Here is a 15513-nt window from a genome sequence, read left to right as displayed (position 1 = left end):
ACGAGGCCGCCCTCCGGAAGGTGCAGACCCACGTGGAGGACGCCCTCGCCAAGGGAGCGAGGCTCGTGGCGGGAGGGGAGGCCAAGGGGCTCTTCTTCGCCCCCACGGTGCTTCTGGACGTGAAGCCGGAGAGCCTCCTCTTCCGGGAGGAGGAGGCGGTGCGCTGGGCCAACGGCTTCCCCGTGGGGCTCGCCGCCTACGTCTTCACCCGGGACCTCTCCCGGGCCTTCCGGGTGGCCGAGGCCCTGGCCTACGGCATCGTGGGGGTGAACGACGGGGTACCCTCCACCCCCCAGGCCCCCTTCGGCGGCGTGAAGCGCTCGGGGCTCGGCCGGGAAGGGGGGAAGTGGGGCCTTTTGGAGTACCTGGAGGTCAAGTACGTGTCCCTAGGCTTTTAGGGCGAGGTAAAGGGCAGCCGTCCAGGAGAAACCCCGGCCCCCCAGTCCTTTCCCGGTGAGGGGATCGTAGTACTCCCGGAACCCTTGCCGTTCCACCAGCTCCAGGAGATGGGCTTCCTTCCCCAGCCCGTGGCGCCTGAGCCCCTGGGCCAGGAGGTAGTTCACGGGGGCCCAAACGGGGCCCCGCCAGTAGCGGCGGGCCTCGAAGGTGGGGTCGCGTGGGGGTACGGTGGGCAGGAGGTGGCGTGCTCCCTAGGTGAAGGCGCCATCTTCTTTCTGGTAGAGCCTGGCCACACGCGTCTGGGGGAGGGGTCGTGTCAAGAGTTATGCCTTCGTGTGCTACTTGATCTGGACTCCCGGGGTGTGAAAAAAGAGGGGGTGCCATGCGGCAAGATCGTGAGCACCCCCAGAACATAGCCTTCGGCTGACTTACCATCTTGACGCGGAAACCCGCAAGATAGCTCCTTCGGAGCTGACCCTCGCGGCTACCTACATCTGGGTAGGTCACGGGCTTAGCCCGTACCTTGCTGACGAACTGAAAGCCCTGGAGGCCCAGGGCTTCAAGCTCCCCCCAAAGCAAAAGCACCAGAAGGCCACCCTGGCCGAGCTCCTGACCCTCGCCATCTTTCTCCTGTTGCAAGGCCAGGACCTCGCCAAAAGCTACGCAGGAGCTTGGGTGGAGGGGGCACCGGCACTGGCGGGGGTTGAGCTTTTATCAGTGCCGACGGAGACTCATCGCGGGTAAGCTGAGCCTGGATTTGAGCCCTCTGTTACCGGTGCAGGTGGAGGCCGCGTAAGTCCGGTCCTAAGAGAGGTGGCGCGGAGGTGGTGTATGTCTGAGGTGGCGAGCGCCATGAACGGCCTGGTGCTGAGCGTGGAGCCCCCTAAGGCGCTGGTCTTCGCCATCACCACCCTGGGCCTCGCCCTGGGCGGCCTCCTCATCGCCATCGGGGAGCGGGACCGGGGGGTGGGCTACCTCATCGCCGCCCTCATCGGGGGGATCCTCGCCTGGAACGCTAAGAGCTTGCTCTCCCTGGTGGGCCTATGAACGAGGTCCTTTGTAGCGTGAGCCGGCTGGTGTGCGCCCTCACCCCCCCTCTGGTCCTGGTGGGGGCGCTGGTCCTCTTGGCCGTGGTCCTCCTGGGCTACCGGGTGGTGATGGGGGACCTCCGGCGGGCCAAGTGGAGCCTGGCGGCCCTCCTCCTCCTCGCGGGGCTCCTCGCCCCGGTGCCGAACGGGCAGGGCGGGAGGACGGCGGCCTTCTACCCCTTGATCCGCATGCTCACCGGGGGGTACGGGGCCTGTACCTTCATCGGCCCGCCTCCCCGGTACACCCCTTCCCCCGACGAAAGGCCCGTGAAGGGCCTCTCGTGTGGGGGGTCGTGAGGACTTTGGTGTAGAATGGCTTATATGGGGAAGAAAGCAGAGTTCACCACGCTCACCCTGGACGCCCAGGGCCGGGTGCTCCTTCCCCGTCCCCTCCGCCAGGCCCTGGGCCTGGGGCCGGGGGCCAGGCTGGCGGCCCTGGTGGAGGACGGGCGCCTGGTCCTCACCCCCTGGGAGCGGCTGGAGGAGGAGCTCTGGGCCGAGCTCGCCGACATTCAGGAAAGCCTCGCCGAGGAGCTTCTGAGGGAGCGCCGTCTTGAGGCCGAGCGGGATGCCTGAGGGGCCGCGAAAGCTCCTGGACGCCTCCGCCCTTCTCGCCTACCTGCAGAGGGAGCCGGGCTTTGAGACGGTGCGGGAGGCCCTTCGGGAGGGGGCGGCCATCAGCGCGGTGAACCTCGCCGAGGTGGCGGGCAAGCTCAAGGCCCGGGGGAAGGACCCGGAGCGCATCGTGCGGCGGCTTGTGGCCATGGGCCTCGAGGTCCTGCCCTTCACCCTGGAGGAGGCCCTGGAGGCGGGGGCCCTGGACCCCCTGACCCGGCCCCTGGGCCTTTCCCTGGGGGACCGGGCCTGTCTGGCCGCCGGGAAGGTGCGCGGCCTAGCCGTCCTCACCGCGGACCGGACCTGGGCTGGGGCGGTGCCGGGGGTAGAGGTGGCGGTGGTGCGCTAGGCCCACGGGGCCAGGAGGACCCTCGCTCCCGGGAGGAACCGCCTCAGGTAGGCCACCCGCTCCGGGACGGGGGCGCCCCAGACCTGCCCCACGAACCTCAGGGCGAAGGCCTCCCCCTTGGCCCGGACCCGGGCCCGGGCGTAAGCCCCGGCGTCGTACTCCAGGGCCACGGGGCCTTCGGGGGTGAGCCAGACCCCATCGGGCTCCTCCACGGGGTGGCGGGGCTTGGGGCTCACCCGCCACACCCGGGGGTCAGGGGGCACCCCGAGGAGGAGGCGCATCTCCGCCAGGCCCGCCAGGTGGCGGAGGGCGGTGAGGGGGTAGCGGGCCACGCTCGGGTGGGCCCAGAAGGCCACGGGCTCCTCCTTACGGTAGTAGGTGAGGCCCAGGTAGCCCTCCACCCGCACCGCCTCCTCGGGGGGGACGAGGCCCCAGCGCCGGACCTGCCCCCCGGACCAGGCGAGGTCCACGGCGAGAGCCGTCATTGGACCCCCAGCACCAGGACCGTTAGGGGCGTCCCCTGGGCCACCTCCGCCACCCGGACCACGGCCCTCGTGCCCTCTGGGACGGAGAAAAGGTCTGCCGCCGCCGCCCCCAGGAAGAGCTCCAGGGGCGGGGCCTGCCCCTGCTGGATCACCGTGCCCGAAGGCGTGGTGGTGACGGTGGTCTGCTGGCTCCTGGCCCGCACGTAGTCGGAGAGGCCCCGCAGGGAGCCCCGCACCAGGTCGGCCACCAGGGAGGGGGCTTCCTCCCGGACCTGGGCGGGGAGGCCCTGGGCGAGGTCATAAGAAATCCCCCTGATCCACTCCCTCACCATTCGCGCGGCCACCAGTGAAAGAGGGTATGGCTCCGGATCAGGCCCGGCTGGGCCTGCAGGTAGGCGCACCGGGCCTCCACCCTCGCCCAAAGCTCCTCCTCGGTGTCCACCCGCCCCGACACGTGCCACCCCGCCCGGTCCAAGACCAAAAGCAAAAGCTTCCCTTCCCCAGCCCCACGCAACCGGGCAAAGCGCCCCAGGACCTCCGAGAAGGCCACAGCGTTCACCGTGGGCAAAAGCCAAAACTCGCTCTCCCCCGTACCCGGACGCACGAAGCCGTACACGTAAAGCCACCGGTACCGCGGCCGCACCCAAGTTCCACGTCCCTCTCCCGGTGCCGGGGACGGGGGCGGAGGGGGGCGAAGCCCAGGCGCTTCATCCAGGTCCAGGCCCGCCTGGGGTCCACGGGACGGCCTAGCCTCTCCGAGAGCCACAGGGCGGCGTTCCTTATGGTCCATATCCCGTCCTGGGGATGGGGCTGGAGGAGGGCCTGGCGGAAGGCTTCCTGAAGCTCCGGGGAGAGCAAGGGGGGCTGGCCTGGGTTTTGGTGCCGGAGGTCGGCCATGGGCTGGCCTTCGTTGTAGCGGTGGAGGGTGTTGCGGACCCAGCGGGTGGAGTAGCCCAGGGCCTGGGCCACCTGGGGGATGGAGTAGCCTGTGGCGAGGAGCCAGATGGCGTGCCAGCGGGCGCGTTCCACGGGGTCTTCGCTTTCCCGGTAGAGGGCGTGCAGGTTGTCCGGGTGATGCCGCAGCTTGAGTTCTAGCCGGAGGTTTGGTCAGCCGCATGCCCCCGTCCTAAGAGAAAAACCCAGGGAAGGCTCAGCGGGCGAGGGGAAGCCTCCCCCTCCCCTCCACCCCCCTCTCCCCCTGCCAGGCCCGGTAGCGGAGGGTCAGGTAGCGCAGAGGCCCTTCTTCCCTCACCTCCCGGAGGAGTTCCTCCGTGAGGAGGACCCTCCCCGTGAAGGTCGGGGGAAGGCCCGGGAGGGGGGAGAGGGGGAAGACCCTGTCCCCCACCTCCACCTCCGCCCCGTGGGCGGGGAAGCGGGCCAAGAGGCGCACCTCCACCACCTCCCCCGCCCTGGCCCTGGGCGGGGAGAGGGTGAGTTCCAGGAGGGGCCTCCTCGGGTCCACGGGCACGAGCCTTTCCACCCGCCTCCCTCCCTCCTCCACGGCGAGGGGGAGGCCTCCTTCCGCCTCCCAGGGGGTCTGGAAGAGGAGGACGAGGCCCCCTTCCCCCTCCTCCCGGGCGAGGAGGGGGGCCCCGAGGAGCCGCACCCCTTCCCCCGCCCCCTTCACCACCACCCGCCCCACCTCTCCCGGGGCGAGGACCTTAGGCCACTCCACCTCCAAAGGCCTCGCCTCCTCCAGGGCCTCCCGGGCGGGGGGGAGGAAGCGGAGGAGGACCTCCCGCTTTTCCTCCGGGGCGAGGTCCACCCGCACCTCCTCTCCCCCTCCCAGGGGCAGGAGGCGGTAGGCGCCCGGGGGGAGGACGGCCCGCCCCCCGCAGTCCAGGGGGAGGGAGACGGGCCCGAGGACGTAGGCCCCCTTCCCCGGCCCCTCGCAGGCGAGGACGAGGAGGGCGGCGGGGGGAAGCTCCAGGCGGAGAAAGCCCTCTTCCGGCCTCCAGGAGGCCTCGGCGGGGAGGGCGAGGAGGGAGGGCGGCCCCTCGGCCCGCACCCTCGTCCTGGAGCGGGGGACGTAGAGGCGGAAGCGCCCCTTTTCGTCCGTCTCCACCCACCGCTCCCCGGCGAGGACCCTGGCGGAGGCCACGGGCCTTCCAAGGTGGCGCACCTCCCCCTCCAGGGGCACCTCCTCATACCCCCCGAGGGCCAGGGTGAGCCCCTCGGGGACGGGGAGGCGGAAGGCGTAGGCCCCTTCCAGGCGGGCCTCGAGGCCCCTCCCCCCGGACCTCCCCTCCAGCCGCAGGGCGTAGGGCCCCTCGGCGAAGGCGAGGGAGGCGGCCAGGTTCCCGGGGGCGAGCCACGCCCTCGCCTCTAAGGGGCCTTCCCGGAAGCTTCCCCCCAGGGCGAGCCCCACCCTTCCCCCCTCCAGGCTTCCCCGAAAGGAGAGGCCCAGGCCCCCAAACCCGTACCCCAGGCCCAGGGCGAGGAAGGGGCTTCCCCGGTACCCTCCCTCCAGGAGGTAGCTCAACCCCCCCTCGCCCCCGCCGAAGGCGAGGAGGAGGGAAGGCCCCGAAGGCCCGAGCCCCGCCTCCCCCCGCCAGGGAGGGGAGGCGAAGCCCACATAAGGCCCCCCTTCCCAGCGGGCGTAGAGGTGGGGCTCCCCGTAGCGCTCCAGGCGGAAGGAGAGGCCCTCGGGCCTGGCGAAGGGAAGGGAGAGCCCCGCCGAGAAGCCCCTCCCGGCGTACCCCAGGCCCAGGGCCTCCGGGGAGAGGCGGAAGGCGTAGACCTCCTCCCTCCCGAACCGCCCCTCCAGGGCCCAGGGGTAGGCGGCCCGCACCTCCAGGCCCTCCTCCCGGTAGCCCGCCTCCGCCGCCAGGGGAAGGCCGAGGGCGAGGCGGTAGGGGCCCAGGGCCAGGGCGAGGCGGAAGCCCTCCCCCTCCCCGAGGCCTCCCCGGAAGGCCACCCCCGCCTCCCGGGAGAGGGGGCCCTCCAAGGCGAGGGAGAGGGCGGGGCCGGGGTAGGCCCCTTCCGCCCACCCCCGGAGGACGTAGGGCACCACCCCGCCCTCCCCCAGCACCCTCACCCGGCGGAGGAGCCGCCCCTCGCCGTAGTCCACCTGAAACCACCCCTCCCCCGCCCCCTCCAGGGCGAGGGCGACCTCCCGCTCCTCCCCGGGGGCGAGGGCGAGGGCCACGGGGGGGAAGCCCACCCCGCTTTGGGGGAGGGGGCTCAGGTGGACCCTAAGGGGGACGTTCCCCGTGTTCTTGAGGCGCCCCACCAGCTCCCTCCCCAAGACCTCCTCCGGGAAGTGGGCCGAAAGGCCGGGGCGGGCCTCCACCGCCACCTCCTTGCACACTCCCCCCAGGCAGACCCGGTAGACCCCGGGCGGGGTGTGGGGCGGGACGAGGAGGACGGCCAGGGCCACCCCTTCCCGGGCCTCGGGGGGGAGGAGGAGGGGAAAGGGGGAGTCCGCCTCGAGGCTCCCCTCGGGGAGGCCCGCGAAGGGGAGGACCAGGACCTCCCCCGGCCTCGCCGCCAGGGCGAGGAGGAGGAAGGGGAGGAGGAGAAGGGCCTTGGGGGTCATCCGGACCCTCGCGGATCTGGCGTCTTCATGTCAAAAGAGCGAGGTTCACAGCGACACCTCAGTTGTTTTGGAGGCGGTAGGTAACGGCGATCGTCCCGCTCGCCGGGAGGGAGGGGAAGAGGTCCTCGGGGGAGAGTTCCAGGAAGAAGTAGATCCAGAGGACCGCCGTGGTGTTCCGCCCCACGCTGAAAAGCCCCCGCCCGTCCGGGACGGTGGAGAGGAGGGTGGGGGTGGGGACGTGGCTCGTGGCGTTCCCCGACACCACCTGCCCGAGGACGTAGAGCCTTCCCGTCCAGTCCCCGGGCACGGGGAGTGTGCCCGTGACCTGGGACACCCGGAGGCACCGGGTGGCGCCCGCCCCGCAGAGGGTCCCTCCGCCCCCGCCCCCGTTCGGGGTGGTCACCTGGCAGGCCACCCGGCTCCCCGTCCCCCCCAGCACCTGGGTGGGGAGGAAGCGGAGGGGAGAGGTGCCCGAGAGGAGGGCCAGGTAGGCCGCCAGGTTGGCCACGTAGTAGTCCTGCCCGCCCACGTTCACCGTCTGGAGGGGCCCGGGGGCGGAGAAGTTGTAGTGCACCTCCGTGGCATCGCAGGAGAGGGTCTGCCCCAGGGCGGGGGCGAGGAGGAAGAGGAGGGCTAGGGCACGTCCCATACGCCCTCCGCGGCGTAGCGCCCGTGGGCGCTCTCCAGGAGGAGGACCACCCGGTAGCGCCCCGGGGGAAGGGGAGCCTCGGGGGCGAGGGAGAGCCTCCGGTACCCCCCGGGGAGGACGGGGAGGTCCTCCACGGGAAGCCTCGCCACCTCCTTCCCCTCCCGGTCGTAGACCAGGGCCTCCCCAAAGAGCCTCTGGAGAACGTTCCCCGGGTTCTCCAGGAGGACGGGGAGGGCCTTTCCTTCGCCCCCCACCCTGGCCCTGAGGGCGGGCTTTTCCGTCCCCCGGAGGGTCAGGTAGACGGCGAGGCCGAGCTCGGGCCGGGTGGAGACCCCCACCCCCGCCCCCGGGAGGGGCCTGGGCTGGGCACCGAAGACCACCAGGCAGGCCAGGGTGCCCTCCCCCTCCCCCTCCCCCGGGGCCTCCACCCGCAAGGCCACCTCCTGGCTCCCCTGAGGGGGCAGGAGGAAGGCCGTGGGGGAGACGGTGACGTAGGGACAAAGGCCCGGGGAGGGGCTTTCCACCACGGTGCCCTCGGGGGAGAGGGCGAAGGGGACGAGGCGGACGGCGATGGGCTCTTCCCGGGGGAGGCCGTTTTTGACCGTCACCCGCTCCACCCGCACCTCGCCCGGGGAGAGGAGGAGCTCCAGCCTGGCGGGGGAGAGGGTGAGGTCCACCTGGGCGAGGGCGGGGAGGAGGAGGAAGGCGAGAGGTAGAACCCCTTTCGCCCATCGGCTCCTTCTTTGGGCGGTCATGGGATCATGGTACATTTTCGCTCCTTCTGTGCGATCAGGAAAAAGGCCGCCCCCTGGGGGCGGCCCCGCAGGGCGAGGGCGTTTACGGCGTGGTCAGGAGGAGGTTCACGGTCATCACCTCGTTCAGGCCGCCAACCGGGATGTCATCGTTGATGTCGGCCGTGAAGAGGTAGTAGAGCTTGTAGACGCTCTTCCCCTGGCCGCCCCCACCAGCGTTGAAGAGGGTGGTGTTGGCCGCCACGGTGGTGGGTACTGCTGTCCAGGAGCCCCCCTTGCCCGAAACCTTCTCGGCGAAGACCTTCACCCGGCCCGGGGAAAGGGTGGTGAAGCCGGTCGCGGTGTCGATCTTCACCGTCCACTGGGCCCGGTTGGTGCGCACGGTGACCGTCCCGTAGTCCGCCCCGCCCGTGCCCGCCACGCTCGTGGGGGCGAAGTCCTGGGTGGAGGCGCTCCCGTCCAGGAAGGTCAGGTAGGCGTTGTAGGAGGCCTTGGTGTAGGGGGTGCCGCCCACGGTCACGGTCTCCGTCCCCGAGAGGCTGGTGTCCCCGAAGTTGAAGAGGTAGTCCGTGGCGTCCAGGGTGAGCTGGAGGACGGAGGGGATCTGCACCGTCACCGTGTGGCTGTCCGTGGTCTGGGCCAGGGCCAGACCGAGCCCGAGGGCCATGAGGGCCAGAAGCTTGCGCACGCTCATCACCTCCCAAAAGGTGAGGAGCCGGTTGCGCCACTGGCTCCCCCTCGGCCCATGGCGCCCATGTGGGGCTCGAGGGTTCCTCGCCTCTCCTCGGTAGGCATTCTACCGGGAGGTGTGAAAGCCGTGTCAAAACCCTAGGCCCACCCCCACCTCCACCCGTCCTCCCTCCTCCACCTCGAGGACCACCTCCCTCCGTCCTCTCCCCTCGAGGACGTGCCTTCCCTCCCCGTAGGGAACCCCGTCCACGAGGACCTTTTCCCGGACGGAGAGGAAGAGGCTCCACCGGGTGTTGGCCACCACCCGCAGGACGTGGCGCCCGGAGGAGAGCTCTAAAGCCTCCGCGAAGGTGGGGGTCCCTGGGGAAGGGGAAACCACCCTGAGGAAGGCCACAGGGGGAATGGCCACCCCCACCCTCGAGGCCGCCACAGGTCCTTCCGCCAGGGCCAAAGGTACGACGAAGAGCAGGAAGGTCAAGAAGCCCCTGAGCATCCCACGCCCCCTTTCCGGGGCGGGGGGAGCGCGGGCGGTACACCCGAGAAGGCGTTCTGAACGCGCCTGGTCGGTTGCGCCACTGGCTCCCCGTGCCCCTTGGCGCCCATCTTGGGTGTCACGGTTCTTCGCCCCCAGACGCCCTAATGACCTTAGGGCCAGGTCGGACCCCCATCGCCTTGGCTCCGCCTGCCCCGGGGGTCCACCTGAAGGGCAGGCCTCCTCGCCCTCACTTAACTCCGGGAAGGGAATAACCTTCCCCGTTGATCATGATACCCCCTCGCAGGCTGGAGAAAGAGGTACAAAGGTCCCGACGGCCGGGGTCGTTTGGAAGAACGAGTCCTAAACTGAGGTCAGGTGCGGGCGCGCGCCCGCACCCTGGACCACATGGGGGCCCTGGCGAAAGCCCCCTGAGGGGTTCCACGCCTCACCCCTTGCACCGCTGGGCATCGGGCCCCTTGCCCCAAAGGCGCTCCTCCCCCGAGGGGAGGAGGAGGAAGGCGTTCCTCCGGTCCTTGAGCTGGCGCTTGAGCACCCGCAGGGCCTTCTTCTTGGCGCCCTTATCCAAGAGGGGGAAGAGGAGCTCAAAGCGGTTCTGGAAGTTCCGGGGCATGGCGTCGGCGCTGGTGAGGTAGACCTCCCAGTCCCCGCCCGCCCGAAAGGCCGCCATCCGGGCGTGCTCCAGGTAGCGCCCCACCAGGCTCCGGGCGTGGAAGAGGGGGTGGAGGAGGGTGAGGGTGCTCCGCACCACGAGGTCCACCCGGGCCCCCTTGGTCGCGGCCTGGACCAGGGCCTCCAGGAGGAGGGGGTCGGTGAGGTGGTTGAACTTGAGGAGGATCCGGCCCTTGGGGTGGGCCTCGGCCCGGATCTTCTCCAGGAGCAGGGCGCGGATCTCCTCCCCCGTGCGCAAAAGCCGCAGCCTGGGGTCCTCCTTGGCCGCCATGGCCCGGAAGAAGGCCTCCACCTCCGCCACCACCTGGGGCCTGGCGGTGAAGAGGGAGAAGTCCGTGTACTGGCGGCCGTTCACCGGGTTGTAGTTGCCCGTGCCCAGGTGGGCGAACCCCCCCTCCCGGGTGAGGAGGAGGAGGGCCTTGGCGTGCACCTTGCGCTCGGAGAGGGGGAGGATCTCCACCCCCGCCCGGTAAAAGCGCAGGTACCACCAGAGGTTTAGGAGCTCGTCAAACCGGGCCCTTCCCTCCAGGAGCACGTGGACCCGCTTGCCCCTCCGGGCCGCCTCGAGGAGGGCCTCGGCCAGGGGGTTCTCCTCCCCGATGCGGTAGAGGGTGGCCCAGACCTCCCGGACCTCGGGGGCGAGGGTGGCCCGGGCGAAGCCCTCCACGGCGGCGTAGTCCTCGCAAGGGTGGTAGAGGAGGAGGTCGCGCCGCCTGAGGTAGCCCAGGGGGTCTTTGAGGAAGTCCCGGGGCCTGGAGGGGCGCAGGGGAGGGAAGCGCCAGGTCTCGGGCCCCTCGGCCACCAGGCGCTCCACCAGGGTGAGGTTGAGGGGCGGGGCCAGGGCCACCGCCTCCTCGGGCAGAAGGCCCAACGCCTCCCGCAGACGGCGAAGCCAGTCCTCGGGAAAGCCTTCCTCCACCGCCAAGAAGGTGGGGGTTCCCTCCTGGCGGGCTTCGAGGCTCTCCGCCAGCTCGTCCCAGTCCGCCCGGGCCCGCTCGCCCTCCAAAAGCCGGAGGACCCGGAGCTCCCAAAGGGGGGCCTCCTCGGGGAGGAAGAGGTCGCTCCGCGCCCGCATGAGGGCCCCCAGGCGGACGTACCTCCCCTCCTGCCCGGGCACGGGGAGGAGCCTCGGAAGGTCCTGGGGCAGGCGGAGCAGGTAGCCCTCCGAGGCGAAGTAGAGGGCCCCGTGGCTCAGGTCAGAGGCCGCCTCCCAGGGGATGAGGTCGGTTTTGGGGGCCACCACCTCCGCCAGGTAGACCCGGAAGTAGCGCCAGTCCACCTCGTCCAGCTCCTGGGGTTCCAGGACCCGGATCCGGGGGGCGGCCTCCTGGAGGAGGGCCCGGTAGCGGGCCTGGGCCAGGAGGGCCTGGGCCTTGGCCTCCCCCAGGAGGGCGAGGTGCTCCGGCCCTCCCCTGCCCTCCAGGAAGGGCTTGGCCACGCGGGCGGCGAAGAACTCGTCCAGGTTGCGGTTCCAGATGGCCAAAAAGCGCATCCTCTCCAGGAGGGGGAAGTCGGGCCGCTCGGTCTGGGCGAGGACGCGGCGGTTAAACTGGAGCCAGCTGGTTTCGGGGAGGAGGCGCATTTGCTCCAGGTTATGCCAGAACCCGGTCAAGAGAAGGTCAAGCCCCGGACCCTCGCGGTCTTGGACCTGGGGTCGGGGACCTTCCGCCTCGCCCTCTACGGGCTCGTCCCGGGGCGGGCCTACCGGCTTTTGGACGAGCTCCGGGAGCCCGTGGCCCTGGGGGAGGGCCTGGCCTCCGGGCGCATCCGGGAGGAGGCCCTAGAGCGGGGGGTCCAGGCCCTTCGGGCCTTCGCCGACTTCCTCCGGGTCCTGGCCCCGGAGGAGGCGGTGACCCTGGCCACGAGCGCCATCCGGGACGCGGAAAACGGCCACCTGGTGCTGGAGGAGGCCAGGCGGCTCGGCCTAAGCCCCAGGGTGGTCCCGGGGGAGGAGGAGGCGGCCTTGGGGGTCTTGGCGGTGGCCAACGCCCTTCCCCTGGCGGAGGCGGTGGTGGTGGACCAGGGGGGAGGAAGCGCCCAAGTCTCCCTCATGCGGGAAAGGCGCTTTGGCTGGGGAAAGGCCCTCCCCTTGGGGGCCTTGCGCCTCACGGAGGCCCTCCTCCCTTCAGACCCTCCCAGGAAGGGGGAGGTGCGGGCCCTGGAGGAGGCGGTGGAAAAGGCCCTCAAGGGCCTCCCCCTGGAGGCGGGCCTCCCCGTGGTGGGCCTCGGGGGGAACCTAAGGGCCCTGGCCAAGCTCCACCAGAAGCGGCGGGGCTACCCCCTGGACCTCCTCCACGGCTACCACCTGCCCCGGGAAGGGGTGGAGGAGCTGGCCGAGGACCTCTTGAGCCTTCCCCTGAGGGCGCGGATGGAACTTCCCGGCCTCCAGGCCGACCGGGCCAGGACCCTCCCCGCCACCGCCCTCTTCTTCCGGGCCCTCCTCCGGCGCCTCAGGGCCCTGGGGCTTTGGGTGAGCGGCCTGGGCATCCGCGAGGGGGTGCTCTTCTCCCGCCTCCTCCCCCCTCCCCACCTCCTCCCGGACCCCCGGGCCTTCGCCGTGGAGAACCTCTTCCTGCGCTATCCCTTTCCCCACCCCCACCGGGACCGGGTGAAGGCCCTGGCCCAGGCCCTCTTCCAGGGCACAAGGCCCCTCCACGGCTACGGGGAGGAGGAGGAGCGGCTCCTCCTCGAGGCCGCCCACCTCCACGACATCGGCATGCACCTTGGCTACCACGACCACCACAGGCACGGGGCCTACCTGGTCCTGGCCGAGCCCCTCCTGGGCCTAAGCCACCGGGAGCAGGCCCTCCTCGCCCTCTTGGTGCGCTACCACCGCCGGGGGAACCCGGAGGCGGGAAGCCTCCGCCCTCTCCTAACCCGGGGGGACGGGAAGCGCCTGAAGCGCCTCGCGGTCCTCCTGCGCCTTGCGGAGATGCTGGAGCGCACCCGCTCGGGCCGGGTCCGGGGGGTGCGGGTGGAGGTGGGGGCGGGGGTGCGCCTCCGCCTCGAGGCGGAGGCCGACCCCTGGGTGGAGCGGGTGGAGGCCGTCAAGCAGGGGGAGCTCTTCCGGGAGGCCTTCGGCAAACCCCTAGAGGTGGTGTGGGAGGGGGACCGGGGCTAAGTACCCCGAGCGGGGGCCCCAAAAGAGCCTTCGCAAAGCCCTACTTCCGGCGTCCCGTGTGGCGAAATCAAGGTGCGGGCACTTAGGATGGGGGCATGGAGCTCTTCCTGGTGCGCCACACCCTGGCCCTCCCCCCGGAAGGGGAAGGGGAGGAGGCCGACGACCAAAGGCCCCTCGCCCCCAAGGGGGTGCGGCGCTTCCGCAAGGTGGTGCGGGGCCTGAAGGCCCTGGGGGTAGAGCTCACCTTCCTCCTCACGAGCCCCAAGCGCCGGGCCCTGGAGACGGCGGAGCTCCTTGCTGAGCTTCTGGAAGGGGAAAGCCGGGTGACGCCCCACCTGGCAAAGCCCCCGGGCCCAGCCCTCCTCGAGGAGATTCCCCAGGAGGGCCGGGTGGCCCTGGTGGGGCACGAGCCCTACCTGAGCCAGCTCCTCGCCTGGCTCCTCTTCGGGGACTTCCTGGGGGACCAGGCCCCCCCTGGGGCGGGGGAGCGCTTCCTCCTGAAGAAGGGCGGGGTGGCCTGGCTGGAGGGCACCCCGCGGCCCGGGGGCATGGTCCTGCGGGCCCTCCTTCCCCCCAAGGTCTTCCGGATCTAGGCCCCTGCGGCCTTCTGCCCCGGGCCAGGTGGGCCTCCACGACCGGAACGGTGTGCCTGGCCTAGACCGTGGTCTCCCTCAGGGTCAGATCACCTCTATCGGGATGCCCAGGCTGAGCCTGACCCAGGTCCTGTCCGCGGTGATGGCGGGAAGGCCCAGGCGCCTGGCCAGGGCCAAGCAGGCCCGGTCGCCGAAGGATAGGCCCTGGACCCGAGTCAAGACCCTGAGCCTGGCCACCTCCAGGGCATCCTCCCCGGTAAAGGGGAGCACCTCCACCGCGGCCCCCAAGAAGCCCGCCTCCTCCATCCGGGCTCGGGCTCCGTCGGAGTCCTGTCCCCAGTCGGCGAGCTTGGAGAGGACCTCGGCCAGGTTTACTGCACTCAGGTAAGCCCCCTGCTCCAAGGCCTCCACTACCCGTTCGGCCCCAGGTTCCCCCTCGAGGAGGGCCAGGAGGGCGGAGGCGTCCAGGACCGCCCTCACCCCTCCTCCCGCCTGGCCTCCTCCCGACGTTCGGCACGAAGTTACTCCACCAGGCTTCGCCCAGGGGCTACGTGGGCAAACATGCCCTTGGCCCGGCGAGCCACCTCGCGGGCGCTAAGGAGCTCGAGGGTGCCGTCCTCCCGGGCCTCCTGGCCCCAAGAGGGGGAAGGGTGAAGGCCCTGGTGGACACGAGCCTCCTGGTGCGCTACCTCACCGGGGACCCGCCCCACCTGGCGGAGCGGGCCGCCCAGGTCCTGGACGGGGAGGAGACCCTGGGGATCACGGAGGTGGCCCTGGTGGAGACCGCCTACGTCCTGGAGTCGGTGTACGGGGTCCCAAGAAGGGAGGTGGTGGACGCCCTCCTGGCTCTCCTCCAGAAGGAGAACCTGAAGGCGGTGGGCGGGGACAAGGACCTCTGGATGCGGGCCCTCCTCCTCTGCCGCCCCTCGAGGAGGGTCTCCTTCGGGGACGCCTTGATCTGGGCGGCGGTCCTGGCCTCCGGGGTGAGGCAGGTCTACATCCTGGATGCCCGCTTTCCCCGGGAAGAGTCCAGGTCGGGCCGTAATATGGGGCCATGGCTAGAGCCAGGCTCGGAACCCTCCTTTTGGCCTTCCTCGCCCTGCTCCTTTCCGCCTGCAACACCCTCCAGTCCCTTCTTCCCCAGCCCAAGCCCTTTGAGGCTCAGGTGGTGGGGGAAAGCGACCAGACCGTCGCCCCCGGGGAAACGGCCACCTACACCCTGCGCCTCTCCTTCCGGGAGGGGGCGGGCCCCGTCACCTTGCGGGTGGCCCTCGCCGACCCCTGCGCCAAGGGCACCTCGTCCTGCCCTGGCTGGGACACAAGCCGCTACCCCGGGGTGGAGCACCCGAGGGGCACCTTCACCCTGACCCCAAGCGCCCCCGAAGTGTCCCTCACCTTCCAGGTGGCCGCCGATGCCCTTCCCCAGGGCCCCTTCAAGTACGAGGTGGTCCTCACGGGGGAGGACGCCTCGGGGAAGGCGGTGGAAGAGGTCGTCCCTCTTTACCTCAAGGTTCTGAACCCTGGCGAGCGTTCGGGCATGGAGGCCTGGAACTTCTGGCGGAGCTACCTGAGCTTCTCCCCCGTGCGGGAAGACCCCGAGTGGAGCTTCTGGGCCTGGCTACACAGTCGCTACATGGCGATGAACTACCCCAACAGCCTTCCCCACGATGAAGACCTCTCTCAACCTTTCGCAAGCCCGGAAGGGCAACAAGCGGGGAGGAAAGGGAACGAATGGGGTAACTTGACTCAAAACTTGCACCTCCCGCATACCCCGCATAAACCTTCACCCCCTCCCCCCGGCGGCCCCAGACCCAGGGCGTGGAGCTCCCGCAGGATGACCTGCACCACCAGCTCGGGCAAGAGAACCCGAGCTGCCCCCTCCCTGGCCTCCCGCCAGCTCCCCTTCCCCTCCATCCCCACCCAGTGGGCCAGCAGGTAGGCCAGAAGGGAGAGCACCAGAAAGCGGTGCACCCCCAAGGCCGTCCGCTGCCCGAACTGCCCCAGGGAGAACTCACTCTTCGCAGCCCGGAAGAAGTGCTCTACCGTGAACCGCCTCCTTCCCCAGGTGA

The 15513-nt window shown here is 70.9% G+C and carries 20 protein-coding genes, 3 pseudogenes and 1 riboswitch; of the genes and pseudogenes, 10 read left to right on the top strand and 13 right to left on the bottom strand.

Going from position 1 to position 15513, the window contains the following annotated elements; genetic code table 11:
* On the top strand, window positions 1–398 hold a 398-nt coding region (locus BLP62_RS12040), incomplete at its 5' end, for an aldehyde dehydrogenase family protein (RefSeq protein WP_143004368.1).
* Here BLP62_RS12040 and BLP62_RS13830 read toward each other — a convergent pair.
* Complete coding sequence (locus BLP62_RS13830) at window positions 387–635, bottom strand: MGH1-like glycoside hydrolase domain-containing protein (protein ID WP_425315110.1); 249 nt, start codon at window positions 633–635, stop codon at window positions 387–389. The genes BLP62_RS12040 and BLP62_RS13830 overlap by 12 nt on opposite strands.
* Before the next feature lie 146 nt (window positions 636–781).
* On the opposite strand from BLP62_RS13830, the pseudogene BLP62_RS14545 reads away from it, so the two are divergent.
* The 6 genes and pseudogenes from BLP62_RS14545 to BLP62_RS12015 form a co-directional block, all read left to right on the top strand.
* Window positions 782–1071: pseudogene (locus BLP62_RS14545) on the top strand (hypothetical protein); the annotation flags it as partial.
* Window positions 1064–1195 (top strand): annotated as a pseudogene (locus BLP62_RS14540) (IS701 family transposase); the annotation flags it as partial. The pseudogenes BLP62_RS14545 and BLP62_RS14540, both read left to right, overlap by 8 nt.
* 35 nt (window positions 1196–1230) lie before the next feature.
* Window positions 1231–1446 (top strand): hypothetical protein, encoded by a 216-nt coding sequence (locus BLP62_RS12030; protein ID WP_241374286.1) that lies wholly within the window; start codon window positions 1231–1233, stop codon window positions 1444–1446.
* On the top strand, window positions 1443–1784 hold the full coding sequence (locus BLP62_RS12025) for a hypothetical protein (RefSeq protein WP_093008574.1): 342 nt from the start codon (window positions 1443–1445) through the stop codon (window positions 1782–1784). Before BLP62_RS12030 ends, BLP62_RS12025 begins: the two co-directional genes overlap by 4 nt.
* A 24-nt stretch (window positions 1785–1808) precedes the next feature.
* The gene (locus BLP62_RS12020) at window positions 1809–2063 is read left to right on the top strand and encodes an AbrB/MazE/SpoVT family DNA-binding domain-containing protein (RefSeq protein ID WP_241374287.1); all 255 of its coding nucleotides are present in this window, start codon (window positions 1809–1811) and stop codon (window positions 2061–2063) included.
* Entirely contained in the window at window positions 2056–2451 is a 396-nt protein-coding gene (locus BLP62_RS12015) for a type II toxin-antitoxin system VapC family toxin (RefSeq protein ID WP_093008572.1), read from the top strand. Before BLP62_RS12020 ends, BLP62_RS12015 begins: the two co-directional genes overlap by 8 nt.
* Here the strand turns inward: BLP62_RS12015 and BLP62_RS12010 are convergent.
* From BLP62_RS12010 to BLP62_RS11970, 10 genes are all read right to left on the bottom strand, one after another.
* On the bottom strand, window positions 2448–2936 hold the full coding sequence (locus tag BLP62_RS12010) for a hypothetical protein (protein WP_093008571.1): 489 nt from the start codon (window positions 2934–2936) through the stop codon (window positions 2448–2450). The genes BLP62_RS12015 and BLP62_RS12010 overlap by 4 nt on opposite strands.
* Window positions 2933–3280: a hypothetical protein gene (locus tag BLP62_RS12005; RefSeq protein WP_241374288.1), complete on the bottom strand. Its 348-nt coding sequence runs from the start codon at window positions 3278–3280 to the stop codon at window positions 2933–2935. Before BLP62_RS12005 ends, BLP62_RS12010 begins: the two co-directional genes overlap by 4 nt.
* Window positions 3262–3495, bottom strand: a complete 234-nt coding sequence (locus BLP62_RS13645) for a hypothetical protein (protein ID WP_143004367.1) — start codon at window positions 3493–3495, stop codon at window positions 3262–3264. The genes BLP62_RS12005 and BLP62_RS13645 overlap by 19 nt, the downstream gene beginning before the upstream one ends.
* Window positions 3492–4019: a helix-turn-helix domain-containing protein gene (locus BLP62_RS12000; RefSeq protein ID WP_425315109.1), complete on the bottom strand. Its 528-nt coding sequence runs from the start codon at window positions 4017–4019 to the stop codon at window positions 3492–3494. Before BLP62_RS12000 ends, BLP62_RS13645 begins: the two co-directional genes overlap by 4 nt.
* A gap of 67 nt (window positions 4020–4086) precedes the next feature.
* A complete protein-coding gene (locus tag BLP62_RS11995; RefSeq protein ID WP_093008570.1) occupies window positions 4087–6474 on the bottom strand; it encodes a hypothetical protein in 2388 nt (795 codons plus the stop codon).
* Between the two features lie 58 nt (window positions 6475–6532).
* Complete coding sequence (locus BLP62_RS13825) at window positions 6533–7123, bottom strand: hypothetical protein (RefSeq protein WP_093008569.1); 591 nt, start codon at window positions 7121–7123, stop codon at window positions 6533–6535.
* Window positions 7108–7878, bottom strand: a complete 771-nt coding sequence (locus BLP62_RS11985) for a hypothetical protein (protein ID WP_093008568.1) — start codon at window positions 7876–7878, stop codon at window positions 7108–7110. The genes BLP62_RS13825 and BLP62_RS11985 overlap by 16 nt, the downstream gene beginning before the upstream one ends.
* Before the next feature lie 82 nt (window positions 7879–7960).
* A complete protein-coding gene (locus tag BLP62_RS11980) occupies window positions 7961–8569 on the bottom strand; it encodes a hypothetical protein (RefSeq protein WP_093008567.1) in 609 nt (202 codons plus the stop codon).
* Window positions 8570–8695: 126 nt separating this feature from the next.
* A complete protein-coding gene (locus BLP62_RS11975) occupies window positions 8696–9058 on the bottom strand; it encodes a hypothetical protein (RefSeq protein ID WP_093008566.1) in 363 nt (120 codons plus the stop codon).
* Between the two features lie 59 nt (window positions 9059–9117).
* Window positions 9118–9203, bottom strand: a riboswitch (cyclic di-GMP riboswitch).
* Between the two features lie 282 nt (window positions 9204–9485).
* Window positions 9486–11312: a polyphosphate kinase gene (locus tag BLP62_RS11970; RefSeq protein WP_093008565.1), complete on the bottom strand. Its 1827-nt coding sequence runs from the start codon at window positions 11310–11312 to the stop codon at window positions 9486–9488.
* Window positions 11313–11324: 12 nt separating this feature from the next.
* On the opposite strand from BLP62_RS11970, the gene BLP62_RS11965 reads away from it, so the two are divergent.
* Together BLP62_RS11965 and BLP62_RS11960 are read left to right on the top strand one after the other, a co-directional pair.
* The gene (locus tag BLP62_RS11965; protein ID WP_241374290.1) at window positions 11325–12851 is read left to right on the top strand and encodes a Ppx/GppA family phosphatase; all 1527 of its coding nucleotides are present in this window, start codon (window positions 11325–11327) and stop codon (window positions 12849–12851) included.
* A 95-nt stretch (window positions 12852–12946) separates the two neighbouring features.
* Window positions 12947–13444 (top strand): SixA phosphatase family protein, encoded by a 498-nt coding sequence (locus tag BLP62_RS11960; RefSeq protein WP_093008563.1) that lies wholly within the window; start codon window positions 12947–12949, stop codon window positions 13442–13444.
* A gap of 84 nt (window positions 13445–13528) precedes the next feature.
* Here BLP62_RS11960 and BLP62_RS11955 read toward each other — a convergent pair whose 3' ends face one another.
* Window positions 13529–13924, bottom strand: coding sequence for a type II toxin-antitoxin system VapC family toxin (locus BLP62_RS11955; protein WP_093008562.1), 396 nt, complete (start codon window positions 13922–13924; stop codon window positions 13529–13531).
* 71 nt (window positions 13925–13995) lie between these two features.
* On the opposite strand from BLP62_RS11955, the gene BLP62_RS14165 reads away from it, so the two are divergent.
* Window positions 13996–14811: a type II toxin-antitoxin system VapC family toxin gene (locus BLP62_RS14165; RefSeq protein WP_342341989.1), complete on the top strand. Its 816-nt coding sequence runs from the start codon at window positions 13996–13998 to the stop codon at window positions 14809–14811.
* Between the two features lie 379 nt (window positions 14812–15190).
* Here BLP62_RS14165 and BLP62_RS14160 read toward each other — a convergent pair.
* Window positions 15191–15513 (bottom strand): annotated as a pseudogene (locus BLP62_RS14160) (transposase); the annotation flags it as partial.

This window comes from Thermus arciformis (assembly GCF_900102145.1).
In the GTDB taxonomy this organism is placed as follows: Bacteria; Deinococcota; Deinococci; order Deinococcales; family Thermaceae; genus Thermus; species Thermus arciformis.
The sequence above is the reverse complement of the archived record's forward strand: the minus strand, read 5'-3'. Positions and strand labels throughout refer to the sequence as shown.